The sequence below is a fragment of the Paraburkholderia tropica genome (assembly GCF_900109265.1).
Classification (GTDB): Bacteria; Pseudomonadota; Gammaproteobacteria; order Burkholderiales; family Burkholderiaceae; genus Paraburkholderia; species Paraburkholderia tropica.
Genome location: NZ_FNZM01000025.1, coordinates 16,240 through 42,950 on the forward strand (window position 1 = coordinate 16,240; position 26,711 = coordinate 42,950).

The 26,711-nt window shown below is 66.6% G+C and carries 18 protein-coding genes; 12 read left to right on the forward strand and 6 right to left on the reverse strand.

The annotated features are described in order from the left end of the window. Positions 1-333: 333 nt before the first annotated feature. The 12 genes from BMY06_RS32790 to BMY06_RS32845 all read left to right on the forward strand — a co-directional run bounded on the left by BMY06_RS32790 (position 334) and on the right by BMY06_RS32845 (position 13,605). Complete coding sequence (locus tag BMY06_RS32790; protein ID WP_074987188.1) at positions 334-1,356, forward strand: O-fucosyltransferase family protein; 1,023 nt, start codon at positions 334-336, stop codon at positions 1,354-1,356. Positions 1,357-1,721: 365 nt separating this feature from the next. Beyond that, positions 1,722-2,462 (forward strand): GntR family transcriptional regulator, encoded by a 741-nt coding sequence (locus BMY06_RS32795; RefSeq protein ID WP_074987189.1) that lies wholly within the window; start codon positions 1,722-1,724, stop codon positions 2,460-2,462. A gap of 135 nt (positions 2,463-2,597) precedes the next feature. Beyond that, positions 2,598-3,662, forward strand: coding sequence for a phosphotriesterase family protein (locus tag BMY06_RS32800; protein WP_080180091.1), 1,065 nt, complete (start codon positions 2,598-2,600; stop codon positions 3,660-3,662). Next, complete coding sequence (locus tag BMY06_RS32805; protein WP_065062911.1) at positions 3,659-4,636, forward strand: phosphotriesterase family protein; 978 nt, start codon at positions 3,659-3,661, stop codon at positions 4,634-4,636. Before BMY06_RS32800 ends, BMY06_RS32805 begins: the two co-directional genes overlap by 4 nt. A 27-nt stretch (positions 4,637-4,663) precedes the next feature. Further along, the gene (locus BMY06_RS32810; RefSeq protein WP_074987190.1) at positions 4,664-5,782 is read left to right on the forward strand and encodes an FAD-dependent monooxygenase; all 1,119 of its coding nucleotides are present in this window, start codon (positions 4,664-4,666) and stop codon (positions 5,780-5,782) included. Positions 5,783-5,785: 3 nt separating this feature from the next. Beyond that, positions 5,786-6,727 carry an alpha/beta hydrolase gene (locus BMY06_RS32815; RefSeq protein ID WP_074987191.1) on the forward strand — a complete coding sequence of 314 codons (942 nt, stop codon included), beginning with the start codon at positions 5,786-5,788 and terminating at the stop codon, positions 6,725-6,727. Then, positions 6,724-7,659, forward strand: coding sequence for an MBL fold metallo-hydrolase (locus BMY06_RS32820; protein ID WP_074987192.1), 936 nt, complete (start codon positions 6,724-6,726; stop codon positions 7,657-7,659). Before BMY06_RS32815 ends, BMY06_RS32820 begins: the two co-directional genes overlap by 4 nt. Further along, the gene (locus BMY06_RS32825; RefSeq protein ID WP_074987193.1) at positions 7,656-9,341 is read left to right on the forward strand and encodes a CocE/NonD family hydrolase; all 1,686 of its coding nucleotides are present in this window, start codon (positions 7,656-7,658) and stop codon (positions 9,339-9,341) included. The genes BMY06_RS32820 and BMY06_RS32825 overlap by 4 nt, the downstream gene beginning before the upstream one ends. Before the next feature lie 217 nt (positions 9,342-9,558). Continuing rightward, on the forward strand, positions 9,559-10,554 hold the full coding sequence (locus BMY06_RS32830; protein WP_074987194.1) for a SphA family protein: 996 nt from the start codon (positions 9,559-9,561) through the stop codon (positions 10,552-10,554). A 13-nt stretch (positions 10,555-10,567) separates the two neighbouring features. Then, positions 10,568-11,758 carry an MFS transporter gene (locus BMY06_RS32835; protein ID WP_074987195.1) on the forward strand — a complete coding sequence of 397 codons (1,191 nt, stop codon included), beginning with the start codon at positions 10,568-10,570 and terminating at the stop codon, positions 11,756-11,758. A 318-nt stretch (positions 11,759-12,076) separates the two neighbouring features. Further along, positions 12,077-12,595, forward strand: coding sequence for an SRPBCC family protein (locus tag BMY06_RS32840; protein ID WP_390971695.1), 519 nt, complete (start codon positions 12,077-12,079; stop codon positions 12,593-12,595). Beyond that, positions 12,592-13,605: a zinc-dependent alcohol dehydrogenase family protein gene (locus BMY06_RS32845; protein ID WP_065062897.1), complete on the forward strand. Its 1,014-nt coding sequence runs from the start codon at positions 12,592-12,594 to the stop codon at positions 13,603-13,605. The genes BMY06_RS32840 and BMY06_RS32845 overlap by 4 nt, the downstream gene beginning before the upstream one ends. Positions 13,606-13,804: 199 nt before the next feature. On the opposite strand, the gene BMY06_RS32850 is transcribed toward BMY06_RS32845, so the two are convergent. The 6 genes from BMY06_RS32850 to BMY06_RS40675 form a co-directional block, all read right to left on the reverse strand. Next, positions 13,805-16,291, reverse strand: a complete 2,487-nt coding sequence (locus BMY06_RS32850) for a penicillin acylase family protein (protein WP_074987196.1) — start codon at positions 16,289-16,291, stop codon at positions 13,805-13,807. A gap of 81 nt (positions 16,292-16,372) precedes the next feature. Then, on the reverse strand, positions 16,373-17,140 hold the full coding sequence (locus tag BMY06_RS32855) for an ATP-binding cassette domain-containing protein (protein WP_065063033.1): 768 nt from the start codon (positions 17,138-17,140) through the stop codon (positions 16,373-16,375). Positions 17,141-17,328: 188 nt separating this feature from the next. Next, positions 17,329-19,017: a cyclic peptide export ABC transporter gene (locus tag BMY06_RS32860; protein ID WP_080180082.1), complete on the reverse strand. Its 1,689-nt coding sequence runs from the start codon at positions 19,015-19,017 to the stop codon at positions 17,329-17,331. 21 nt (positions 19,018-19,038) lie between these two features. After that, positions 19,039-21,069 (reverse strand): Fe(3+)-hydroxamate ABC transporter permease FhuB, encoded by a 2,031-nt coding sequence (gene fhuB, locus BMY06_RS32865; RefSeq protein WP_074987197.1) that lies wholly within the window; start codon positions 21,067-21,069, stop codon positions 19,039-19,041. Continuing rightward, positions 21,066-22,022: an ABC transporter substrate-binding protein gene (locus BMY06_RS32870; RefSeq protein WP_161495518.1), complete on the reverse strand. Its 957-nt coding sequence runs from the start codon at positions 22,020-22,022 to the stop codon at positions 21,066-21,068. Before BMY06_RS32870 ends, fhuB begins: the two co-directional genes overlap by 4 nt. Next, a complete protein-coding gene (locus BMY06_RS40675) occupies positions 22,019-26,704 on the reverse strand; it encodes an amino acid adenylation domain-containing protein (protein ID WP_409372387.1) in 4,686 nt (1,561 codons plus the stop codon). The genes BMY06_RS32870 and BMY06_RS40675 overlap by 4 nt, the downstream gene beginning before the upstream one ends. Between the last annotated feature and the right edge of the window lie 7 nt (positions 26,705-26,711).

The window sequence follows — 26,711 nt, forward strand, 5'->3', positions numbered from 1 at the left end:
TGACCCGGGTGCGCTGATTTATCGGTCGGCGACGGGTTTGCCTGCCTTCCATGACGCTCAGTTAGCGATTGGAAACCTTTACCCTTCAGGCAACCAACTCCGCGCCGTCTCGCCATTGCGGTGCATGCGCATGGTGCCAGCCATGGTGCGGTGCCGCACATAATCTTATTTTTTCATTCGGCGACGTACACCAAGGTTCGATACGATGGCATGGATTTTCGAATATCCACTTCACGCCATTTAATAAGGTTTGCGAAATATATATCCACCGGATCGTCATTGATAACGCGCACCGGGCTGGTAACGTGTTGCCGGTGACAGGAGAGAGCTGACATGTTCGAAGACTTTATTGACCTCGCAAAACAGATCCGGCGAAGTGAAGCCTTCAAGAACGCGCTCAATTCCCCGTCGCGTTTGTCGCTTCATCTGAAGCAGCACTTCAATCACGGATACTTTGCGATAGAAATTCGCGCAAATTCGGGATTTTTCTCCGTGATGCAAATCGTGTTGTGCATCCTGCTCTACTGCGAAGAAAAAAATCTGACGCCATTCATCTCCGCGCGAGGCGGCAGTTATGGTGACGCGCAGGGCAAAGTCGACTGGCTTGCCGAGTGCTTCGAAAACATCGCACACGGTGCTACGCCGCGGGACTCAAACTTGCGCTTGCGAACGTCACGAGTGGAAGACCTTGGAAATCTGGGGTTTCGTCGATACGAGTCGGGCCTTCAGCTGACACACGCGAGCACGGTGTTTCTCTCGCAGTATCGCCCTGCTCCATCGATCCGGACCGAGGTCGACACAACATGCCGGAGACTGGGTATTGGTCCATCTACACTCGGGGTGCATTTTCGCGGAACCGACAAGAAGCACGAAGCCCATGTAATCGAACGAGATGCCTTTTGCCGGATGGTAGAGAAAACGCTCTCCGACCATCCGCATCTCACGAACATCTTCGTGTCGAGCGACGAGCAGACCTTTCTCGACTTTTTCAAGAACTGGGGATTCGCCGTGCCAGTCGATATCGCGCCCGCGACAATGCTGGCAAATGGAGAAAAGCCGGTGCACTTCAGCGGACACCCCGGGCTTGCGATCGGGCGCGAAGCGCTGATTACGAGCCTGCTTCTCTCGAGTTGCGGGTATCTGATCAAGACGCCCTCGTATTTGTCCGCGTGGTCCAGGATCTTCAATCCGTCATTGCCAGTCAGGCTCGTCGCACCTCCGCGCGCAAACGCTTTCTGGTTTCCCGACAGCCAGATCTGGTTGGAGCAGGAAAATCACGGCAGAGAGCAGGCCGGACTTCAGATCGACGCGCTGGCTTCCAACTCGCCATTTGTGGGAACCAGCGCGACTTCGTGAACGAATTGCTGTCAGGGAGCTTGATCGCGGACCTGTGCACAACCCCGTCTTACCGGTGACGGGATCATGGTATTTCGCGCGAGCACGCGATGCCCGGTCATCGCGCGGTCCGCGAACAAACTCCGATTCAGTGACCTACGGCACTGCGACGTCCTCCGGCAGTCGAACGCCTGAATCGGCGACATCGCGGGCGCAGGCGGTCGTCGGCCATCCAGTGCGTAGGTCCGGTTCGGCGCGCCGGCGCCTCCCGCGCACCGCCCGCCTCACCGACGACAAGAACCGCCTCCTCGCCCGTTTTCAGGTTCAAGTTGACATCACTTTGGCATAACAATATTATTGGTACAACCGTGTACCAATATCCTGCCATGCAACAGACCATCGACCGGATTTCGACCATTCCCCTGTACAGCCAGATCAAGCAGATCCTGATCAACGAGCTGCAGGGTGCGGGCAGCGCGACCGCGCCGGCCTTGACGGAGGCCAGCCTGATGAAACGGTTTCATGTGAGCCGGGCACCGATTCGTCAGGCGCTCAAGGAACTGGTCGACGAGGGCTACGTCGTTCGCCAGCGCGCCAAAGGCACGTTTCCGGTTCACGGCGTGAATGTGCGCCTGCCTCCGGCGCTCGAACTGGGTGGTTTGACCCGCTACCTCACCGAGCAAGGCTTGACGCCGACCTCGCGCGTGACCGGCCTTCAGCGCGTCGAGCCGCCAGAAGCCGTCATGGAGGCGCTCGGCCTCACCTCGCCCAAGAAGCTGCTTTATCTCCAGCGCGTCATTTCGGTCAAAGGCGCCCCGCTGGTCTGGGCCTGTACCTACCTTTGCACGCCGCCCGATTTTGCGCCGTCGGTCGAAGAGCTCGAGCGCGTCGGCACCGTGTTCGCGTTGATCGAGCAAGCGCTGGGCGTCGTGTACACGCGCGGCGAGCAGCACATCTGGGCGTCGGGCGCGAGTCCGGAAGAGGCGCAGGCGCTAGAAGTCGACGTTGGCGCGCCGGTCCTCGTCGCCGAGACGACGCTTTTCAGCAGTGACGGGCATCCCGGCGGCTGGCGCCGGGCAGTACACCGCGCCGAAGACTTCAAGTACGCCTTCGGTCTGAGCCGCTGACGGTTTTTTTTGCCCGGCGCTTTGTCATAACAATACAACATTGTAATCAATGAACAGGAGACATCCTCTTGAGTCGCATGACCGTTTCTATTGCTGGCGACGTGCATCGCAGTCCTGAGTCCCTCGGAGGCCGACATGTGCGTTAAACACAGCCAGGGCGTCCCGGAGCCGACGCCGCCCTTCACGTCCCTCATCCTTGCCGCACGCAACGATGGCGGCGTCGATGCCGGGACCGTCAACACGGTGCTCGGCCCCGTCGACGCCCGCGAACTGGGCATTACGCTGATCAGCGAATCGCTGCTGTACGTGTTGCCCGGCGCGCAGTACGCCTACGACCTCAAGTTCGATCGCGCGGAGATTTTCGACGCCATCGCAGCCAAGCTGCGCGCGTTCAAGGCCGCAGGCGGCGGCGCGATCGTCGACGCGACCGGCATGTTCGAGGGGCGCGACCTGCGCCTGTATGAAGCGCTGTCACGCGCCACCGGCGTGCATATCGTCGCGTCCACCGGGCAAGGTCCGGAAGCCATGCTCGGCGGCTACTTTCTGACGCCGCAGACCAATCCGCCCGCGCCCTGGCCGGCCGCGAAGTTCGCCGAGATGTTCGGCCGCGAAGTCAACGATGGCATGGTGGTGCCGCGTTTCGAGCGCCGTGCGCCCGCGGGCCTCGTCGCCACGGCGGTGACCCGCAGCGGCATGACGCCGACCGACGGCAGCCTCGTGCGCGGCGCGGCGCGCGCCGGTTCGACCTACGGCGTGCCCGTCTTCATCCGATACGGCGCCAACGCGCTGGAAGACATGCAACTGGCGCTCGACGAAGCGCTGAACCCGGACCGTCTGGTCATGGGCGGCATGGATCGCCGCGACGCCGTCGCCAAAGACTGGCCGATGGCGGTTGCACGCGCGGGCGTGCGAGTCGGCATCGACCACATTGGTTCGACCGACCCGCTCTACATCACCGACGCCGAGCGCGTCGACCTGATCGTCGCGTTGATCGAGGCCGGCCACGTCAATCGCATCGTGCTCTCGTCGAGCGCCACCGGCATCGCGTTCGGCGAAACCGGCAATGACCTTCCGTACTGCGACGTGCTCACGACATTCGCGCCCATGCTCGAGGCGGCCGGGGTGTCGCAGCAACACATCGCCCACATTCTGATGACCAACACCGCCCAACTCCTGAGCGTCAACGGGGAAGCCAAATGACACGCGTAAATACAGTGCTGGGCACGATTTCGGCGGCGGAGCTTGGCTTTGTTGCGATCCACGAACACATCGGCTACGGCATGCCCGGTTGCGAGCTCGACAGCCGCTGGTGGAAGACGCCGGAGCAACGTTATGAAGAGACGGTGCCCAAGCTGCGCCGGTTTCACGAAAACACGAAACCGTGGGGCGCGGCGACCTTCGTGGAAGCCACGGGCATCTGCAACGGTCGCGACATCGACTACTACAAGTCGCTGTCCGACAAGACCGGCGTGCATATCGTCGCGAGCACGGGCTTTGTCGGCGGCGACACCGCCTTGCCGTTCTTCGAGCGCGCGAGCGTCGAGTATCTGACCGATCAGTTCGTGCACGAGATCACGGTCGGTATCGGCGATACGGGCGCGAAGGCCGGGATTATCAAGGTGGGCGTGAGCCGTGGCTTCAAGATGAAGGAGCTCGATCTGCGCATCTATCGCGCGGCGGCGCGCGCCTCGCGCATCACGGGCGCGCCGATCTTCACCCACCTCGCCGTCGACTCCGCGCCGGCGCTGAACATCTTCGCGGAAGAAGAACTGCCCTGCCATCGCGTGCTGTTCGGCCACGCCGACGATGGCGTCAGTCAAGGCCTCGTCAACGAGCAAGCCATTCTGGAAGCGGGCGGCCGGATTGGCTTCGACACCTTCGGCTACGACCTCGAATTGCCCGATCCGCCGTTCTGGGGCCGCCATCGTCAGGAGCGTCTCAAGCACTTCCTGCGCTTCCTCAACACCGGTCTGGTGAAACAGGTGCTGGCGTCGGCGGATGCGAACTGCTCGCCGCTCGGCTGGCCCGGCGTGAAGGGCCACACCGTGAATTATCTGTTCGAACAGCTGTTGCCCGACCTGCGCGCCGAAGGCGTCGAGGACGCGGTCATCGACCAGCTGTTCGTGCAGAACACGGCGGAGTTTCTCGCCCTGACGCCGAACCCGCAGCATTGACAGAACAATCAACTCAAGAGACACATCATGACACCCGGTAATTTGAAGAACCTGAATATCGCCGTGATCGGCGCCGGTTATGCCGGCGCCACGGCCGCGCTGGCGCTGAGCCAGGCCGGCGCCACGGTGACGGTCTACGAGCAGGCGCAAGAAGTGAAAGAGGTCGGTGCCGGGATCGGCCTTCGTCCCTCCACGATGGACCAGTTCCGCAAGCTCGGCATATTCGAGCGCATCGCCGCCGTGACGTCGGCGAGCGATTATTTCGAAATCCTCACGGCACTCGGGCAACGCATCGCGATGGAAGAGTGGCCCGAAAAAGAAGCCTTCGGCGCGACCACGCGCTTCGTGCACCGTGGCGACTTTATCGACGCGCTGCTGGGCGTGCTGCCCGAAGGCATGGTGAAGCTCAATCACCGTCTGAGCCAGATCGTCGACAACGGCGACAGCGCCACGGCGGTCTTCGCGAACGGCGTGAGCGTGACGGCCGATCTGATCGTCGGCGCCGACGGCATTCGCTCGCAGGTGCGTCAGCATCTGTTCAGCGACAAGCCGCCGGTTTTCGCCGGCGAACACGCGTATCGCGCGGTTATCCCGGCGGCGGATACCTGCGGTCTCGTGGACGACGGCAACCTGCGCATGTACGTGGGCCACGGCACCAAGATCTATTTGCTGCCGCTGCGTCATCGCGACGAAGTGTCGTTCGACGTCACCTGTCTCGCGACCGACTCCACGCCCGCGCCGGTGGCGAGCAAGGAACAGTTGCTGAAGGTCGTGGCGGGCTTCGATCCTCAACTGGTGGCGATCACCGAGGGGCTCGACATGGACAAGGTGAACCTGCGCGCCGTCTACGACATCGACCCGGTGCCGACGTGGCACTCGAATTCGGTCGTGCTGATCGGCGATGCAGCGCACGCGATGCTGCACCATCAGGGACAAGGCGCGAACTCGGCGGTGCTCGACGCGGGCGCGCTCGCCGCCTGCCTGAGCGAGGCCGAGTCGATTCCGCAAGCGCTGGCGCAATACCAGGCCAGCCGCAAGCCCGTCACCGACGAACTTCAACGTCTGTCGCGCCAAAGCTGGAGCGAGGACGAAGTCCAAAGCGTCTTCCCGAGCCAGCATCAAGGCGAACTCGCCGCACGGAGCTAAATCATGGCCCTTCATCCTCAGGTTGCCCAGTTCATCGCTTCCCTGCCGCCCCCGCCGCCGGGTCCGCTTGATCCGGCCGCCATGCGGGCGGCGGACGAAAGCCACGTTGCGCCCATCGAACAGCGCCTGCCCGTGCACGCCGTCACCGAACGCATCCTGCCGACGGCCGCGGGCGACGTGCCCGTGCGCATCTATCAGCCGACGGCGGCGGACACGCATCCGGTGCTCGTATATTTCCACGGCGGCGCGTTCTTTCTCGGCAGCCTCAACACGCACGATCATGTGGCGCGCGCGCTCGCCAATGCGACGCAATGCGCCGTGGTGGCGGTCGATTACCGGCTGGCGCCCGAGCACGCGTTCCCGGCGGGCCTGAACGACTGCTACGCCGCGCTCGAGTGGATCGCACAGCATGGCCGCGAGCCGGCGAGCGGCATCGGCTGGAATGGCGAAACCCTGGTGGTGGCCGGCGACAGTTCGGGCGGCAACTTCGCGGCCGCGGTCGCCGCGATGGCGCTCGATGCGGGCCTGAACTGCATCACGCATCAGGTGCTCTATTACCCGTCGCTCGATCTCGACTTCGATGTCGAGCGCTACGCGTCGCTGAAGACCAACGCCGTCGGCAACGGTCTGGAGACCGCGTCGCTGAAGCCGTTCAACGCGTTCTACATCGACAGCGGCGCCGATCCCGCCAACCCGCTCGTCTCGCCGATCAAGCGCAACGATCTGGCCGGATTGCCCGCGGCGCTCATCGTCACGGCGGAGTGCGATCCGCTGCGTGACGAGGGCGAGTTGTATGGCCACGCCCTGAAGCAAGCGGGCGTCCCCGTGAAGGTGCATCGCTACGAGTCGGCGGCGCATGGCTTTGTTCAGTACTTCGCGTGGCTTCCCGAGTTTCAGGGCGTGTTCGCCGAGACGGCCGATTTCATCCGGAATCCTCAACGATGAAAACCGTCGATATCCACCCGCTGTTCTCGCAGTGGGGACGCTTTGGCCTCTACAGCTTTTTTATCGACGGCAGCGAGCCGGCGATTGTCGATACCGGCATCGCCGCATCGCCCGCCAATGGCATCGCGCCGGCGCTCGCGCAACTGGGCCGGCGCATCGAAGACGTGCGCTGGATTCTGCTGACGCACGGACACATCGACCATATCGGCGGCGCGCATGCGCTGTGGGAACTCACGGGCCGCAAAGCAAAAATCGTGATTCACGAGGCGGACGTACCGTTCCTTCGTTCCCGCCGCACGCATGTGGACGAGTATCTGGCCGCGCGCGGCCGCTATATCGACGACGCGGACGCGGAAGCGAAATTGACGGCCGCCTGCGAGGCCGCGATCTCCGGCGAAATGGAACCCGACGTGATCGTGCGCCACGGCGATGAAATCTCGCTGGGACCGGACGTGAAGATCACCGTGCATTCCGTTCCGGGCCACACGGCCGGTTCGGTCGCGTACGTGGTGGAAGGTCAGCGCGACGTCTTCGTCGGCGACGCGGTGCAGATTCACGGCGCCGCCAACGGCTTTCCGAGCTACGCCGATCCGGACGCGTACCGCGCGAGCCTGCTGCACCTGCGCGACCACGTCAAGCCGAACCGCCTGTTCCTCGGCCATCCCTATCGCAGCCAGAACGCCGAATCGCTCGGCGTGGTGCTCGATCGCGAACAGGCGGCGGCAAAAATCGAGGAAAGCCTCGATATCGAGGCCCGCGTGCGCGCCGCCACCGAACAATTCGGCCTCGACGGCGACGCCGTAGCGAAAGCCTCCTGTTCGCCCTTCTGCTGTATCGCGCAATACCTGCGCTACGAGGGCGATCCCACGCTCGAACCCTCACCGTTTTTCACCACTATGCACGGCTACTTTCACAAGGGTTATCGGTCATGATCGTCGTACACAAAGACCTGCGCGTTCCGATGCGCGACGGCGTTCATCTGGCCGCCGATGCCTATCACGCCAAAGGCGACGAACCGCGTCCCGCGCTGGTCGCACTGAGCCCTTACGGCAAGGAACTTCAGGCGCTGGCGCTCACCATGCCGCCGCAGCGCCGCCCTTCTCCGCTGTGGGACGGCTGTATCGAAGCGGGCGACATCGCGCGCGTGGTGAAGGAAGGCTACGTGCACGTGATCGGCGATGTGCGCGGCTCGGGCGCATCCGAAGGCGAACATATCGGCAACTACAACGCGGGCGGCGTGCCGCTCGGGCAGGACGCGTACGACTTCATCGAATGGGTCGCCGCGCAGCCGTGGTGCAACGGCGTCGTCGGCATGATCGGCATTTCGTATTTCGGCTCCATGCAGATCTTTGCCGCCGCCGAACGCCCGCCCCATCTCAAGGCTATTTTCGTCAGCGGCGGTCATTTCGACTTCTATGAGACGACCTATCACGGCGGCGTGATGTGGTTCATGCCGCGCGCGGCGCGCGAAGGCCGCGGCGGCGATTCGGGCTGGGCATTCACGCATCGGCACAAGTCGCGCATGCTGGAAACGTACTCCGAGGAAGCGGTTCGCCAGCGCGTGGCCGAGCGTCTCGCCGATCCCGACGTCGCGGCCTGGCCGAACCTCGTGCATGTGCTGAACTATCCGATTCACCATGAATCGTGGTTCGACATCGTCACCAATCACCTCGACGGCGAGTGGTACGAAGAACAGAATCCGATCAACCTGGCGAGCAACATCGACATCCCGGTGTATCTGCAGATCAACCATGGGCGAGGCTGGACCGTCGATGGCACCCTTGAGCTTTTCGACGTGCTCAAAGGCCCCAAGAAGCTGGAGATCGGGCCGTATCCGCCGATGCAGACGCGCCCGTGGGTGGACGAGCACGACACCATGTTCCGCTGGTACGACTACTGGCTCAAGGGCATCGACAACGGCATCATGGACGAGCCGCCCGTGAAAGTGCATGTCGAGGGCAGCCGCCAGTGGATGAGCGGCGAGCATTGGCCCGTCACGCCCGTCGAATACCGTTCGCTGTATCTGCGCACCCGTAGCAAGCTGGCGTTCGAACCCGAACCGCTCGACGCGGAGCATGCGCATGCGGAAGGCTTCTATCAGGCGCCGCTGACGGTCGTCGACAAGGTCGAAAAGCTGACGTGGTCCACCGAACCGTTCCAGAGCGCAACCTCGGTACATGGCGTGGGCGCGGCGCACCTCTACGCGGCCATCGATCAGGACGACACCAACTTCATTCTGCGCATGTGGGACGAAGCGCCGACCGGCAAGCGTCAACTCGTCACGACGGGTTTTCTCAAGGCGTCGCACCGCGAACTCGACGAGCGGACCACCGAAGGCAATCCGTATCACCCGCACACGCGCAGCGTGCCGGTCGAGCCTGGCGTGATCAACGAGTACGTCATCCGGCTCTATCCGTTCGCCAACGAGTTCAAGCCCGGCCACAAGCTGGTGGTCGAACTCATGTGCAACGAGCCGCTGGTGGATGAACACAACTCGCTGTTGCCGCCCGATGCGTTCCATCTGCCCGTTGGCCGCGCAGTCAGTCACACGATTTACCGGGATGCCACGCACCTGTCGCGCCTCGTTCTGCCTTTCGCATCGTCAAGCCGATAAACGAAGAAGTGGCGGCAGCAGTTGAATTAGCCTGAATCAATCCGTGAATGAACGACTGAGTAGTCGTTCATTTTTATCGGACTACGAACTATTTAATCATAAGAAACGACCGCGATCGAATCGTCGCGGACCGTTCGCCATTGCCAGACCTTGGGAGTCGTGCCCGGATGTAAAGATTCACATGTAATAACCAGTACTACTATATAAAGGAGACAGCATGACAAACGGAATCGGATATCACAGCAGGATGGGTCGATATGGACAGGTCGTCGCTGGCGCGACATTGGCCGCGATGTCATGCCTCGTGCAGGCCTCGACCTATCAACCGGCCGGCATCGACCTCGGCGCCACGACGTTCAACGACGCATTCGGCTCGACGGAGCCGGGCTGGACGAGCATTCAACTCCTCCAGTACGAACACAACACGAACTTCTATACGAATACGGGCGCACGCAGCCCGGCGTTCAAGGACGCGCAGCTCAATGCGCTGGTCTGGATGCCGCAGATCGTCTATACGTCGCCGATTCACATTCTCGGCGGCTCGCTCGGATTCACGGCGATGCTGCCGGTTGCCTGGCTGAATTCGCACTCGACCGAATTCAATCCCTATGCGCCCACGCTGACCTCGCGTTCCGGCTTCGGCGACATTACCTTCGGTCCGTTCCTGCAGATGGCGCCCGTGATCAGCAACGGTCGTCCGGTCTTTGTGCAGCGTTTCGAGTTCGACGTCATCGCGCCCACGGGCGCTTACGACCCGAATCGGCTCGTCAATCCGGGCTCGAACTTCTGGTCGCTGAACCCGTACTGGTCGGTGACGATTCTGCCTACGCCAAAAACGGAAGTGTCGGTGCGTATGCACTATCTGTACAACCTGAAGAACACCAATCCGGGCATCAATAACCCATTCGAAGTACCCGACATGATGAACTTTCAGGCGGGCCAGGCGGTGTGGGCCAATTTCGCGGCGGCCTACAAGATCTTGCCGAATCTCGAAGTGGGCCTGAACGGCTTCTGGTTCCGTCAAATCACCGACGACCGCGTCAACGGCGCGAGCCAGGCCGCGGCGCGCACGACAAATCTTTCGCTGGGCCCGGGCGCCGAGTGGACCATCAATCGACATAACTTCGTCTTCGCCAACCTCTACTTTCCCGTCGTCGAACGTAACACCTACTCCGGCACGCACGTGAATCTGCGCTGGATTCATGCGTTCTGACAAGGAGACGAACATGCAACAGCCAAGCCAACATCCAAAAATCGAAAGCGCGCGCGGCATGGCCACGCTGATGATTGCCCACTGCGCCGGCATGCTCGATCTCGTCGCGCTGCCGTTGTGGGTCGGCACACTGATCGCGTACTATCGTCTCAATCCGCAACAGGCCGGCACCCTGCCGACGCTGTTTCTGATCGGCGCGTCGTTGTCGAGCGTATTCTTTGCTTCCCGCTTCAACCGCGTGAACGCGCGGTGGGCCGCCGTCCCGGGCTTTGCGATTGCCGCGCTGGCGTTCGCGCTCTGTTACGGCCAGACGAGCATGAGCACGCTGGCGCCCTTGCATTTCGCAGGCGGCCTCGCGGCGGGAACCGCGCTGAGTTTTACGCACGGCACCATCGGGCGCGCGCTCAATCCGCACCGCGTTTTTGCGTGGGCGGGGCTGGCGATCGGCATATTCGGCATCGTGTTTCTGGGCGGCACGCCGGGCTTGCTGGCCCGATTCGGCGGCGCGACGCTGTTCATCGGCTTTGCCGCGATCATGGCGCTGGCCGCCGTGATGGGCGTGCTGTCTTTCCCGCGTCCGAGCCGGCAAGACGATGAGCAACGCGAGGGATCGTCGGCGCGGGCTCAACCGCTCTCGCGTGCAGTCTGGTACTCGATCGTCGGCATCGCCCTGCTCGCCATGACCCAGGCGATGACGCTGAGCTTTTACGAACGCATCGGCATCGCACGCGGCTTTGGCCGTGAACTGGTGACGCTCGCGCTCGTGCTCTATGGGATCGTCACGCTCTTTCCGGCGCCCCTCGCCGGTCTGCTCGAAAAGCGCATCAAGGCCACCACGGTGATTTCGATCGGACCGATCATGCAGGCGGTGTTTGCCATGATCGTGACGCATACCTGGAGTTATCTGTTGTTCGCCGCTTCAGGAGCGCTGATGGCGTTCACGATTCTGTTCACGCACACCTTTGCATTTGGTCTGCTGGCTCGCCTGGACCCGACCGGACGCGCGGTGGCGGCCACACCCGCCATGCTGATGGTGGGCGCCGCCGTCGCGCCATTTCTTGGCGGCACGCTGGTCAAGTTCATTGGCTTCGGTGCGATCGGCTATGCCGCCATTGCGCTGGTTGCGATCGAACTGCTGTTGTTCAACCTGACGCGCCTGGCCGCGCGGGACGAATCGCCGCTCGAGCAAGTGCCGGCGGTTTGACTCTGTGGGGGCGGCTGCGTCGACGGCACTCGCCCCCACCATTCATTTCATGCGCAGACGTTGCAAAACGCGTAGCAAACCCATCAGCTCCTTACCTGCCCCCGTCCCCCGGCTCGTCCGCCGCGCTGCGCAATCCAACCGTTTCGATCCAGATATCAACATTCGTAATGACAAAAATACGAAGATTCGATTGGATCGATTTCAGCGAACCGGCCATCATCGCGCAACGCTTTTCGGCAACGTGTCACCATACGGCTCGTTGCGGGTTCACTGAATTCGCGCCGGACCGGTCGAGTCGGCGCGCGACGGAGCAATGCCATGCAAATGAATGCGATCATCTGGCCCGACGGCTACACCCCGGGCTTCACTGACAACTTCTGCTCGAACGAAGTGATCGTCGCGGGCTTGAGCGCCGCCGAGGTCTGGCCGCAGTTGAGCGTCCCGGCCCGCTGGCCGGCGTATTACGCGAACTCCGCGAATATCCGCTTCCACGACGGCAAAGGCCCGGTGCTTGAAAGCGGCGTGCGCTTTTACTTCGAGACGTTCGGCTTTCCCGTCGAATCGCAATGCACCGAATATGTCGCGCCGGCCAACGGGCAGCCAGGCCGGGTGGCGTGGCATGGCTGGACGGGCGAAGGCGATTCGCGTCTCGATGTGATTCATGCGTGGCTCGTCGAGGATCTCGACGGCGGACGCGTGCGCATCCTCACGCAGGAAAGCCAGAAGGGCAAGCCCGCAGTCGAACTGCATAACACGAAGCCGAATCCGATGATCAACGGTCATCAGGATTGGCTCGACGGCCTCGTCGCCGCCTCACGCAAGGTGAAACAAGCATGAAAGCAATTGTGGTGCGTACGCCAGGTGGCCTCGATCACCTGCAACTGACCGATCTGCCCGATCCGGGGCAGCCCGCTGCGGGCGAAATCCGCGTGAAGCTGCACGCGACTTCGCTGAACTTTCACGATCTGCTGGTCGCCAACGGCGGCATTCCCACGGCCGACGGCCGCGTGCCGATGGCCGACGGCGCGGGCGTGGTGGAGGCCGTCGGCGCGGGCGTGAGCGAATTCAAGCCCGGCGATCACGTGGTGTCGTGCTTCTTTCCGCACTGGCCCGCCGGTCCTGCGTTCGCCGAGGTCGGCAATTTCCAGGGCACGCCGGGCGACGGCATCGACGGCTTCGCGGCGGAGTATGCGGTCCGTCCCGCCAATGCGTTCACGCACGCGCCGCGCGGCTGGACGCATGCCGAATCGGCGACGATCACGACCGCGGGACTGACCGCATGGCGCGCGCTGGTCGGCGACGGCCAGTTGAAAGCGGGCGACACCGTGCTCACGCTCGGCACCGGCGGCGTGTCGATCATCGCCTTGCAGATCGCCAAGGCGATGGGCGCGCGCGTGATCGTGACGTCCTCCTCGGACGAGAAACTCGCGCGTGCGCGTGGACTGGGCGCGGACGACGGCGTCAATTACCGCACGACGCCCGATTGGGGCCGCGCCGTGCGCGAATCGACGGGCGGCCGTGGCGTGGATCACGTCGTCGAACTCGGCGGCCCGGGCACCCTCGCCCAGTCGATCGACGCGGTGCGCGTGGGCGGCCATATTTCGCTGATCGGCGTGCTCACGGGCCGTCAAGGCGATGTGCCGACTTCGGTGCTCATGGCGAAACAGGCTCGTCTGCAAGGGCTGATTGTCGGGAGCCGCCAGCAGCAGCGGGACTTCGTCGCCGCACTGGAGCAGACGCGCATTCGTCCGGTGCTCGATCGCAGTTTCGGTCTCGAACAACTCGCCGATGCATTCCGTTTTCAGGAAAGCGGCGGCCACTTCGGCAAGGTCGTGGTCGAGTGGTGATCGGCACCTAGCCGCCCCGACTGACGCCGGCAACACGGCGCGGCCGCCATGACGGCCGCGCCGTTCATTCCCGAACGAAGCACATGCGTACGCGCTTCACCGCGTGCCCGTCTCGCGACAAGGGACGCCGTCGCGACATCGGCACGACGTGGCAACGCTGGCGCAGTCATGCCGGGGCGCGAGCCTGACCACGCAGCCGTCAACGTGACGGCGCCGCCTCCAGCAGCGTGGACGACAAGGCCGGATCGGCCTCGATCTCGCTTTCGGTGAAACGGAAACGCTGCCACGCGCCGCGCGCGAACTCGCGCGTCGCGTCGCTGAAATGCGGCGAAGCGGGATCGTCGGAGAGCGAGTGAGCGAGCATCGTGTCGGCGCTCACGCCTTGCGGGCCGAAGCTCACGACCTGCACATAGCTGTCGCCGTGGCCGCTGCCGTCCATCGCATAACCGCCGGCGTTCAGCGGATGCTGCGCGCACACCACCGTGAAATAGCCCGCGTCGTTGCAGCCGCCGTAGAGCGGCACGCGCACCGCGCCGCGCTGCGTGTAGAGCAACTGACCGCGCGGCGAGTCGGCCGCGAAGCCGAAACCGCGCAGCGCGCGCACGGACTCGGCGAGCGCGTGGCGCAGCGCGGCGACGGTGTCGGCATCGGCGGTATTCAGGCCGTTCGGCGTGGTGAGCGGCGCGGCCGGATCGAACGGCACGCGATAAAGCTTGTCGGCGGGCACCTTGCTCGCGCGGGTCCAGAACTCGTCCCAGAGATTCGCGCCGCGCGCGTCGCTGCGCGCCGTGCCGTCCCATTTCGCGAGCACGTTGCAGGCTTGCGCGACGTCGGCATCGTCCGCGGGATTCACGGCGCTCGCCTGGGTAGCTCGATCGCGCTTGCACAGCGCGTCGAGCACGGGCCGCCGCAACAGTTCCTCCGACATCGACCGGCTCGCCAGCACGCCCTGCTCCAGCGCCGCACGCGTGACGCCACCCGGCGCGGCCTGCAATTGCGCAGCCAGCGCGTGGCCCAGACGCGTGCGCAGCGTCTGCGGCGTGCCCGTGAGCCCCGTCACGCGCGCAAAACCCATGAGCGGCGCGGCCGGATTCGTGAGCCAGTAACTGCCGTTGAAATTGCCCACGTAGTCGTCGCGCGTGAGCGACGGCATCTGCGCCACGCCCAGCGTCTGCGCCTGCGGCGCGTGGGGCGCGCTCTGCCAGGCGCAGGCGCTTTTCGAGCCGTCGAGGAACGGCACGCCCGGCGCCTTGGCGTCGAACGCGCGGCCCAGCGGCGGCGTGCAGGCCTGCGCGAGCGCGTCGCTCACGCCCGGCATCGCGCCGATGTCGGCGAACCACACGCGCGGGTCGTTGCGGCCGATCGCAAACGTGTTGACCCACGGCATGGCCGCGTAGCGCTTCTGGATCGCGATGAAGTCGTCGAGCGACGACGCGCTGCCCCACGCGAGGAAGTTCTCGAACACGCGCGTGTTGTCGGCGTTCACGTCGCGCAACGCGAACGCGTGCTGCGCATTCCACGCGAGCGCGGGCGACATCGTCGACAGATTGATCAGCGGGCCGAAGCGCGAGCGATAGAGCGTGCGCGTGACCTGCGTGATCGCGCCGTCGCTGCCGCGCACCGGCACCGTGACGGGCACCGCCTGCATGGCTTCGTCGCGGCCGTCGTAGAGATAGTGCGTCGGCGCGCCCGGCACCAGCGCAAGCTGGAAGATGCCGAAGCGGCGCGCCTGCGAAACGGTGTGCGTCCACGCGATGTTGTCGTTGAAACCGATCATCACCACGGGCACGCCGAGAAACGACGCGCCCGCCACGTCGAGCTGGCCCGGAATCGTCAGCTGCGCCTCGTAGAAGCGGTCGGGGCCTTGCCAGAACCAGTGCGGATTGCCGAACAGCAGGCTCGCGCCCTCGCGCGTTTTCGCCGCGCCGAACGCCAGCGCATTGCTGCCGATGCCCGCACGCTGGTCGATGTCGAAGCGTGTCGGCGCGATCTCGATCGACGCCGTCGTGGCGCTGGCCCGCGCGGCTTGCGGCGCGCTCGCGGCAGGCGCGGCTTCGGCCGATGGCGGCTTCGCGTGCACGATGGCCTCGACGAAATGCGCCTCGCCGCCCGCGAGCGCGGCCGCGATCAGGCGGCGATAGACATCGTCGGCGTCGATCGGGCGCAGCCAGGCGGCGTTCGCGCACGCGGCATGCGCGCCGGCGAAGCGCCCCGCGCGCAGATCGTCGAGATAGCGGTCATAGCCCGCCGCGTAGCCTTCGACGAGCGCGCGCGTGCGCGGCGTCTGGGCATCGCGAAAACGCGCCACGGCGGCGTCGCCCGCGACGAAGCGGAAGAAGAAGTCGGCGTCGAGATTGTGCGGCTGGCCGAACGACGCGGCCGCCGGCGGACGCGCTTCGGCGCCGAACTGCTCTGAGCGCTCGCCGCGATACGTCACGAAGGCATCGCCGAGCGTGCAGAGATTGTCCTGCGCCTGCGCGTAGCCGGTGCCATAACCGAGGCCGCCCCAGTCGTTCGCGCGGATATGCGGTATGCCGTCGGCGGTGCGGCGGATGTCCGCGCGATAGGCCTGATGAGACTGCTGCGCTTGTTGCGTCTGCTGTTGCGTGGACGTCGTGCACGCGCCGGCCAGAACGGCGCACAGCGCGCCGGCGAGGAGATTGCCTGCTGCGGAAAATCGTTTCATCGAAGGTGGCGTCGGGTGCGGTGTCGGAAAACGAAGTTTGGGCGGCGTTTCAATGGCGTTCGGCGGGCGCGAATCGCGCGCTCAATGCGCGAAACTGATCGGCATGCCGCCGTCCGGATGCGCGACCGTACCCATCGGAATGCCGTAGATCGCGCTGAGCGTCTCGGCGCGCATCAGCTCGGCGGACGGCCCGTGCGCAAGCAGACTGCCGCCCTTGAGCGCGATCAGCTCGTCGCAGAAGCGGCCCGCCATGTTGATGTCGTGCAGCACCACCACCACGCCGATGCCGCGCTCCTCGCTCAGGCGGCGCACCAGCGCGAGCACTTCGATCTGATGCGCGATGTCGAGCGCGGAAATCGGCTCGTCGAGCAGCAGACAGTCGCTGTCCTGCGCGACCAGCATCGCCAGCCACACGCGCTGACGCTCGCCGCCCGAGAGGCTGTCCACGGCGCGATCGGCGAAGCGCACCACGTCGGTTTGCTCCATCGCCTCCAGCACTTTTTGCGTGTCGGTGCGCGAGAAACGCCCGAGCGCGCCGTGCCACGGATAGCGGCCGAGCGCGACCAGCTCGCGCACCGTCATGCCGTCGGCGGCGGGCAGTTGCTGCGGCAGATACGCGACCTTGCGCGCAAACGCGCGGTTGTCCCACTGCGCGAGCGGCTGCCCCGCGAACGTGAGCGTGCCCGCGGCGGGCTGCTGCTGGCGCGCGAGCAGCTTCACGAGCGTCGACTTGCCCGAGCCGTTATGGCCGATCAGGCCATACATGCGGTGCTTCGCCAGCGTGAGCGAGAGCGGCTTGAGCAGCGTGCGGCCGTCCGCCGCAAACGACACGCCGTCGAGCGTGAACATCGCCGGCGCGTGAGCGTCCTGCGGACGTGTCGCCGGATGAATGGCGTCCGCGCTTGCATCGTTGCTTGCATCGGCATTGGCGGGCGCTTCGGGCAACGTCTCGCCTTGCGAAAGATTCATGGTCAAGCTCATTGGCATCTTCAAGTGTAATTGACATCGACATCATCGATGCCGCGCGTGCGTCGGCTTCAGCGCGCGGCGACCCGCGCGAGCGTCGCGTGATCCGTTCCATGCTCGCCGTTGCCCGCCGCGCGCGCGCCCAGATCGGCGCCCAGGCCGGTTTCCACGAGCTGACCGTATTCGAGCTTGATATAGCGGTCGGCGAGATGGAAATAGCGATCATCGTGCGTGATGACCACCACGGTCTTGCCCTTCGCCTTCAGCTCGGGCAACAGCTTGCGATAGAACACGTCCTTGAACAGCGGGTCCTGATCGGCGGCCCATTCGTCGAACAGATAGAACGGGCGATCCTCCAGATACGCGACCAGCAGTGCGAGGCGCTTGCGCTGTCCCTGCGAGAGTTCGAGCGTGGAAAACGCGCCGTCCTTGATGCTGACCTTGTGATCGAGCTGCAGATGCACGAGCAGATCCTGCGCGGTCTGGTCGAGGCCGTCGAAGCGCATGCCGAGCAGACTGTCGAACAGGAAGAAGTCGCTGAACACCACCGAAAACAACTGCCGGTAGCTGTCGCGATCCGCTTCGCTCACGGGCGCGCCGTCCACCAGGATACGCCCGCTCTCGGGCGCGTACAGCCCCACGATCATCTTCGCGAGCGTGGTCTTGCCGCTGCCGTTGCCGCCGATCAGATAGACCAGTTCGCCGGGCTTGAAGCTCAGATTGATCGGCCCGAGCGTGAAGACATCATTCTCCTTCTCGCGGAAATAGCGGTGCGTGACGCCGTCGAGCACGAGACTCTGGAAGCCGCGTTTGACCGGCGCGTCGAGCCCGTTTTCGAGCGGCAGTTCGGCGTTCACTTCCTCGATGCGTTCGAGCGCCACGCGCGCCGTGCTGATGTTCGGAATCGCCGAAAGCAGCGACTCGATCGGCATGATCATGTAGAGAAATACCATCGCGTAACCCGACATCACATGCGTATTCACGGGATACAGGCGCGCGACCACGAACAGCGTGATGCCGATGAAGGCGAACAGGATGAAGCTGCCCCAGCTCGCCGCCGCCGCGTAGAGCACGTAGCCGCGCGTGCGCTGCACGCGCACGGCTTCGACGTTGGTGGAGAGCGTGTCGTCGATGAAGGCGGCGCGGCGCAGGCGATGCAGCTTCAGTTCCTTGGCGCCGTCGAACAGCGCGCGGAAGTGGCGCACCAGATCGTCCTCGCGCTTGCGCGACGCGCGCAGGTGAAACAGCGCGCGTCCGTTGGCGGCGCGAAAACCGGCCGCGCCGATGCCGATCGTCACGATCGCCACCAGCAGAATCTGCCACGACAGCACGCTCAGATACGCAAGACAGCCGATGATGACCGCGCTTTGCATCGCCAGCGCGGGCATGCGCACGAACAGCATCACGATGGCGTCGAGATCCTGCGTGAGCACGGCGAGCGAGCGCGCCGCGCCCTGCTGCTCCAGATGGCGGAACGAGGCGCCGCCCAGACGCCGGATCGTCTGCATGCGCAGATCCGCCTTGGCGCGCTGGCCGAGGTCCATGAACAGCGTTTGCGAGAGCGTGCGCGTGGCGAGCACGATCACGCCGAGCACGACGAACTGCCAGCCCAGACGCGCGAGCTGCGAAGTCGAGGCCGACAGCGCCTGATTGATGAGCGCGACCAGGCCCGCGTTACCGAAACCGCTGACGAGACTGGTTGCGAGCGCAACGAACAAGGTCCATCGGGCGTTGCGGGCGAGCTTCAAGAGCAAAGACATGGGACTCCTTGAGAGAGTGCGTCATGAACCGGGCCGATCTTGCGCCGGCCGCCGGAACATTGTGAGGATCAGATAAAGTCCGCCGAGCAGCGTCGCCATCACGCCGGCCGGCATTTCCTGCGGGAACAGCACCCAGCGGCCGAGCCAGTCCGAGCCGATCATCAGCGTCGCGCCGAACGCGGCCGCCACGAACAGCAAGGGCATGGCGCGGCGAATGCCGAGCATGCGCGCCATATGCGGCGCCATCAGGCCGATGAACGACAGCGGCCCGATCACGAGCGTCGCCACGGCGCTCAGCAGCGCGCTCAGCATCAACAGGCCGAGGCGCGCCCCGGCGATGCGCACGCCGAGCCCCACCGAGACCGCGTCGCCGAGCGGCAGGATTTCCAGCCAGCGCCGGCACAGCGGCACGGCCGCCAGCGCGAGCAGCGCGCAGACCGCGACGAGCGCCGCCATCGTCGGCCCGACGTTGTAGGTCGAGCCCGCCAGCAGGTTGTACAGGACGATGACGCGCGGGTCGCCGCTCGATACGGCGATCACCGACACGGCCTGAAACGCCGCGCTCAGCGTCATGCCCGCGAGGATCAGCGTGTCGGGCGCGAACGACGAGGCGCGCGCGATCAGCACGAGCGCGCCCAGCGTGAGCATCGACCCGGCCGCGCACCAGACGAGAAACGTCGGCAGGTCCGGATGCGTCGTGAGAAACAGCGCGCCGGTCAGGCCGAGCGCACCGCCCGCCGACATGCCGAGCAGGTCCGGGCTCGCCATCGGATTGCCGGTCATGCGCTGCACGACGCCGCCCGAGAGCGCGAGCAGCACGCCCACGCCCGCCGCCGCCACCACATGCGGCAGGCGCAGGAACAGCAGCGCGCCCGCTTCGTGCGCGTTGCTCAGATGCCAGCCCGCGAGCCCGCGCCCGAGCATCAGCGAAACGACCACCACCGCCGCCAGCGCCAGCACGCTCGCGCCCGCGACGAGGCGCAGGCCGCGCGGCGACAGCGGCGCGCTGTGCTGCACGGGCGTCTGCGTGAGATCGGGACGGCCGCGCAGACGGCGCAGCATCGCCAGCAGCAGCGGCGCGCCGATCAGCGTGGTGATCGCGCCGGTCGGAATCGCCATGCCGAAGCGCGCCGTGCACAGTTGCGCGAGTTGATCGGCGAGCCACAGCAGCACCGCGCCGATCAGCGGCGACCAGATCACGCGCTCGCGCAGACGGCGCGCGCCCGCGAGCCGCGCGACCGCCGGCGCGGACAGCCCGACGAAGCCGATCACGCCCACCGCGCTCACCACGAAGGCGGCGATCAGCAGTGTCAGCGCGAGCGTGAGGCCGCGTGTGGCGCGCAGCGAGACGCCAAGGCTCGACGCCACCGTTTCGCCGAGATCGAACACCGCCATCGGCCGCAGCAACAGCAGCAACGGCACCGCGCACGCCGCGAAGCGCACGGCGAGCGCGAGCGCCACGCGCCAGTCGTGCTGCGCGAACGAGCCGCCGCCCCAGACCAGCAGGCCGCTCAGCAGGTCGTAGTGCGAGATCGCCAGCGCGAGACAGAACGCGCCGCCGCACAGGTTGACGATCATGCCCGCGAGAATCAGCGCGAGCGGCGACATCCCGCGCCGCGCCGCCAGCGCGAACACGGCGGCCAGCGCCACCGCGCCGCCCGCGAGCGCGACGGCGTCGCGGCCGCCCGTCAGCAGGAACGGCGCGTAGACGGTGGCGAGCGCGAGTGCCAGCCACGCGCCCGAAAACACGCCGAGCGTCATCGGTTCGGCGAGCGGATTGCGCAGCACCTGCTGGGTCGCGACGCCCGCGAGCCCGAGCGCCGCGCCGCACAGCAGCGTGACGGCCACGCGCGGGTAATCGCCGTAGTGCACCAGCAGTTGCGCCACGTCGGTCGCGGACGGCGCGACGAGCGCCTGCCACCAGAGCGCGGGCGCGAGCCGCGCGTCCAGACGCAGCGCGAACAGCAGCGCCGCCAGCGCGAACAGCGCGCAGACGGGCCAGAGCGGCGTGCGGCGCGACGGCGCGAACGGCGAGGTGAGGGCCTGTTTCATGCGGCCTCCCGCAGCCGTGCGGACGAAGCCACGGACGAAACTGCGGACGAACCCGCAGGCAGCGCCGCCAGCGCCTCCACCAGCGACCGCGCGAAATACGCCGCACTCAGGATGCCGCCTTCGGGCGACACCTCGGCCATGCCGGTCATGCGTCCCGCGCGCGCGAACGGCATCGCCTGCCAGACGCGGCTCGTCTGCATCATCGACGCGGTCATGGCGGGCAGCGGTTTGACGTAGACGAGCGTGGCGCGCGGATCGGCGTCGAGCGCATCGAAACCGATCATCGCCGCCGACGCACGGTCCGCCCGGCTCCACGCGTTGCGCAGCCCGAGTTGCGCGACCAGCTCGCCGAACAGGCTGTGCGTGCCGAACACGCGCAGACGCGATTCGTCGACGAAACGCGTCAGGTAGACGGGCGCGCCGCCGTTCGCGTAGGCCGGCAGCGCATCGAGCCGCGCGCGCGCCGCCGCGACCTCGGCCCGTGACTGCGCCACGGCGGCCTCGGCCTGCGCCTCGTGGCCCAGCATGCGCCCGAGCCGCAGCGTCTCCGCGCAGGCGTCCGTGTACGGCGTCGGGCTCGCGTGGAACTGGCCGAGCGTGACGGTCGGCGCGAGGCGCTCGAGCGAGCCGCGCATCGACGCGTGCGCGGGCGTGATGACGATGAGGTCCGGCTTGAGCGCGAGCATCAGCTCCATGTTCGGCTGGAACATCAGCCCCAGATCGACCACGGAATCGGGCACCGGGCAGGCCGCAAAGTTGCGCCGGAAACCCGGCGTGTTCGCCATGCCGACCGGCACCACGCCGAGCGCCAGCGTCAGCTCCGCGAGCCCCCAGTCGAGCACGATCACGCGGCGCGGCACGGCGGCCGGCGTCGTCCCGGCGCGCGCGCCCGTGCTGGCGAGATTGAGACAGACGCCGCCCAGCAGCGCGGCGAGCAAAGTCCTGCGATTCATTGCATCAGATCGGAAAGTAGGGATTGCAGGGTATCGGCGTCCGGCGCGGCGCTGTTCTGAGCGCGCGCGGCGTCCACGGCGCGCGCGTAGGCGTCGAGCGTGGGCGCGGCGAACAGCGCGGCCAGCTCCACGTCCGCCTGGCATTCGCGCGCGACGCGACGCTGAAGTTTAAGGCTCAGGATCGAATCGCCGCCGAGTTCGAAGAAGTGATCGAAACGGCCCACGCGCTCGACGCCCAGCACTTCGCTCCACAGACGCGCGAGCACCGTTTCGGTGTCGCCTTGCGGCGCGGCGTAATCGTGCGCGGCCTGGAGCGCCGGCACCGGCAGCGCGCGGCGGTCGATCTTGCCGTTCGGCGTGAGCGGCAGGACGTCGAGCACCGTGATCGCGGCGGGCACCATGTAGTCGGGCAGCGTGAGTGCGAGCGCGTGCTTGAGTGCTTGCGGATCAAGTACGCCGGTTTGCGTTGTCACCCACGCGAGCAGACGCGCGCCGCCGCCGTTGCCGTCCACCAGCGCGACGGCTTCGCGCACGCCCGGCTGCGCGAGCAGCGCCGCCTCGACTTCGCCCAGTTCCACGCGCAGGCCGCGCAGCTTCACCTGCTGATCGAGACGGCCGAGGTAGTCGAGCGCGCCGTCGTCGCGCCAGCGCACGAGGTCGCCGGTGCGATAGAGACGTCCGCCCGCCGCGTCGAACGGATCGGGCACGAAGCGCTCGGCGCTCAGCGCGGGCCGTTGCAGATAGCCGCGCGCGAGCCCCGTGCCGCCCAGATACAGCTCGCCCGGCGCGCCGCGCGGCACGAGATTCATGGCCGCGTCGAGCACGTAGGCGACGCGTTCGCCGATCGGCCGCCCGATCGGCGCATACGCGCCGTCGAAGCTCGCATCGACGTCCCAGGCCGTTGGCGCGATCACCGTTTCGGTCGGCCCGTAGGCGTTGATGAGGCGGCAGCCCGGCAGCGCGCGCGCTGCGGCCTGCATCGCCTGCGCGCTCCACGCCTCGCCGCCGACGATGCACAGCCGCAGCGCGAGCGCGGGCAGATCCCCCGCGTCATCGAGCGCGCATTCGGCCACCAGATTGGCCAGATACGACGGCGTGAGAAACACCACCGACACGCGCTCGCGGCGCAGCGTGTCGACGAGGCGCGCGGTCGACCAGCGCGACGGCTCCGCGATCACGAGCGCCGCGCCCGCGCACAGCGGCACGATCCAGCGTTCGTGCGCGATGTCGAAATTGATCGACGCGAAGTGCAATTCGCGGTCGGTGGCCTGCATGCCGTCGCGTTCGGCGATCGCCGCGCAGTGCATCGACAGCGCGTCGTGCGCGACGGCCACGCCCTTGGGACGCCCCGTCGAGCCCGAGGTGTAGATCACGTAGGCGAGATGGCCGGCGTATGGCGCGGGGGTGACATCGGACGCGAGATCATGCGCCGGTTCATCGGCGAGATCGGGCGCGTCGAGATCGAGCACGCTCAGCGGCGCGGCGGCGAGCATCGCGGCGGCGTGCGGGTCCGCGCCTTGCAGCAGCACGAGGCCGATGCCGCTGTCCTCGATCATGTGCGCGAGGCGCGCGGCCGGATAGGCGGGATCGAGCGGCACGTAAGCGCCGCCCGCCTTCATCACCGCGAGCATCGCGACGACCATCTGCGCCGAGCGATTCACCGCCAGCCCGACCCGCACCTCGGGCCCGACGCCCGCGCGCACGAGCCGGTGCGCGAGCTGATTGGCGCGCCGGTTCAGTTCGCCGAACGAGAGTCGCGCGTCGTCCGCGACGATGGCGGGCGCATCCGGCGTGAGCGCGGCGCGCGCGGCGATCCGCAGATGCACGGGCGCGTGCGTAAGTGACGACGCGGTATCGGCGGTATCGGCGGTATCGGCACTATCGGCGCGGCCAAGCGCGAGCAGATCGGCGCGTTCGCCGTCGTCGAGCAATTCGAATGCGGCGGGCGCGAGCCGCGCCGCGCCCGGCGTGCTGGCGAACGCGCGCAGCAGACGCGCCATCTGCTGCGCGAGCCGCGCGGCGTCCGCTTCGTCGAAGGCGGCGCGCGCATGACGCAGACCGAGCCGCAGCGTCTCGCCCTGGGTGACGCCGAGCGTGAGCGCGTAGCTCGTTTCGTCGCGCGCGCTCACCTCGCCGATCTCAAGACCGCCCGGCGAAGCTTCCTTGAGCACCGCATCGACGGGATAGTTTTCGAACACGACGAGACTGTCGAACAGGCCCTGCCCGCTCGCGCCCGCCCAGCGCTGGATCTCGTGCAGCGGCGTGTGCGCGTGCTCCTGCGCGGCCATGCCCTGCGCCTGCAACGCGCGCAGCCAGTCGCCGAGTTGGTGCGCCGCGCGCGGCTGCGCCACCACCGGCAGCGTGTTGATGAAGAGGCCGAGCAGATGCGCCGCGCCGGGCAGATCGGCGGGACGGCCCGCGAGCGTCGCGCCGAACACCACCGCGTCCTGATTCGTGTAGCGCTGCAACAGCAGCGCCCAGGCGGCCTGCAACAGCGTGTTGACGGTCACGCGTTCCTCGCGTGCGAACGCGACGAGGCGCGCCGTGTCGGCGTCGTCCAGCTCGACCGTGTAGAGCGCCTGGCCCGATGCCTGGCTCGATGCATCGCCGGCGCGTTTCGGGAACGCTTCGGCGAGCCGCGTCGGGCCGTCGAGACGCGCGAGCTGCGCCTGCCAGTGCGCGGCGCTCGCCTGCGCATCGTGGCCGCGCAGCCAGCCGATGTAATCGCGATAACGGCCGCCCTGCGCGGGCAGCGCCTCGCCGCTGTAATGGCGCAGCACTTCGCCGAGCAGTTGCGACACGCTCCAGCCGTCCATCAGCAGATGATGGTGGGTCCAGACGAAGTGATAGCGCCGCGCGCCGGTGCGGATCAGCGCCAGCCGATGCAGCGGCGCGCGCGCGAGGTCGAAGCCGCGTTCGAGTTGCTGCGCGGCGAAGGCGTCGAGTTCGGCGCGGAGTTCGGCATTCGAATCGTCGCTGATATCTGTCTTCGCTTCGCCGTCGCGCACGCGCCAGTCGTGCTCGTCGAGCGGCAGTTCCACCGCGCGCGCGACCCATTGCAGCCAGCCCTCGCCTTGCGCGACGAAACCCGTACGCAGGATGTCGTGACGCTGCGTGAGCGCCTGCCAGGCGGCGCGAAAACGCGCGGCGTCGAGCCCGTCGAGATCGACGCGCAACTGGTTCAGATACACGCTGCCGCCGCGCGCATAGAGCGCGTGGAACAGCATGCCCGCCTGCATCGGCGAAAGCGGATACAGATCGGCGACGTCCGTGAGCGCGAGCGGCAGCGCATCGAGTTCGGGCTGAGCGAGCGCCGCGAGCGGGAAATCGGCGGGCGTCGCGCCCGCGCCGCGCGCGGCCTGCGCCTGCGCGCACGTCGCGATCAACTCGCGCAGCGCCGCACCGAACCCGGCGGCGAGACGCTCGATGGTGGCATCGCGATAACGCGCGCCGCTGTAACCGATCGTCAACGTGAGCGCGCCGTCGAGCACCTTGCCGCCGACCGCGAGCGACCAGGCAAGCGGCGCATCGGCGGCCTGCGAACCCGCCTGCGCAATGTTCATTTCGCGCGCGGGCTGCCAGGCCTGCGCCGCGTCGAACTGCTGGTCGAACTGGCCGAGATAGTTGAACACCACCTGCGAGGGCGCGAACTGCGCGAGCGCCGCACGCGCCGCATCGTCGCCGAGATGGCGCAGCACGCCGTAACCGATGCCGCGCGCGGGCACGGCGCGCAGCGTGTCCTTCACGCGCCGCAGCGCTGCGCCGGCGTCGCCGCGCACGTCGAGCACGACCGGATACAGGCTCGTGAACCAGCCGACGGTGCCGCTCGGATCGACGTCGTCGAACAGTTCTTCACGCCCGTGGCCTTCGAGGTCGATACGAATCGACTCCGTGCCGGTCCAGCCACACAGCGCGCGGCCGAGCGCGGTCAGCAGCAGGTCGTTGACCTGGGTGCGCCAGGCTGCGCCCGCTTCGTGCAGCAGCGCGCGCGTCTCGTCGCGATCGAGCGAGAACGTCACGTGACGCTGCTGCGCGACCGTGTTCTCGCCTTCGGGCGTATCGCAGGGCAGCGCGGCGTTCACGCGCGCGACGTCCTGCCAATAGCCGATTTCGTCGCGCATCGCGGGCGTGCGGGCGTGCGCGGCGAGGCGCGCGGCCCAGCCGTCGGCCGTCACCGTCGCCGGGGGCAATTGAAGCGATGCGCCGGTTTGCAGCGCGGCGTAGGCCTCGCGCCATTGCGCGATCAGCAGACGCCACGACACGCCGTCGACGGCCAGGTGATGGATCGCCAGCATCAGCCGCCAGCTGCCGTCCGCCATCTCGACGGCGAGCGCGCGCAGCAGCGGTCCGTCGGCGAGATCGAGGCTGCGCTGCGCCGCGTTGCAGTGCGCGGCGAGTTCGTCCTGCGTCGCGGCCTGGCGCACCCACAGCAGCGTGCCGGGCGCGGGCGGCGCGCCGTGCGTCGCGCGCCAGCGGCCCCCATCATCCCGCTCATCCTGCCTGTAATGCAGTCGCAGCGCCGCGTGATGCGCGACGAGCGCATCGAGCGCGCGCGCCAGCAACGCCGTGTCGAGCGGCGCGCGGCTCGTCAGCAACACTGCCTGATTCCAGTGATGGCGCTGCGCGAACGGCTGCGCGAAAAACCACGCCTGCATCGGCAGCAGCGCGGCTTCGGCGCCCACGGGTGCG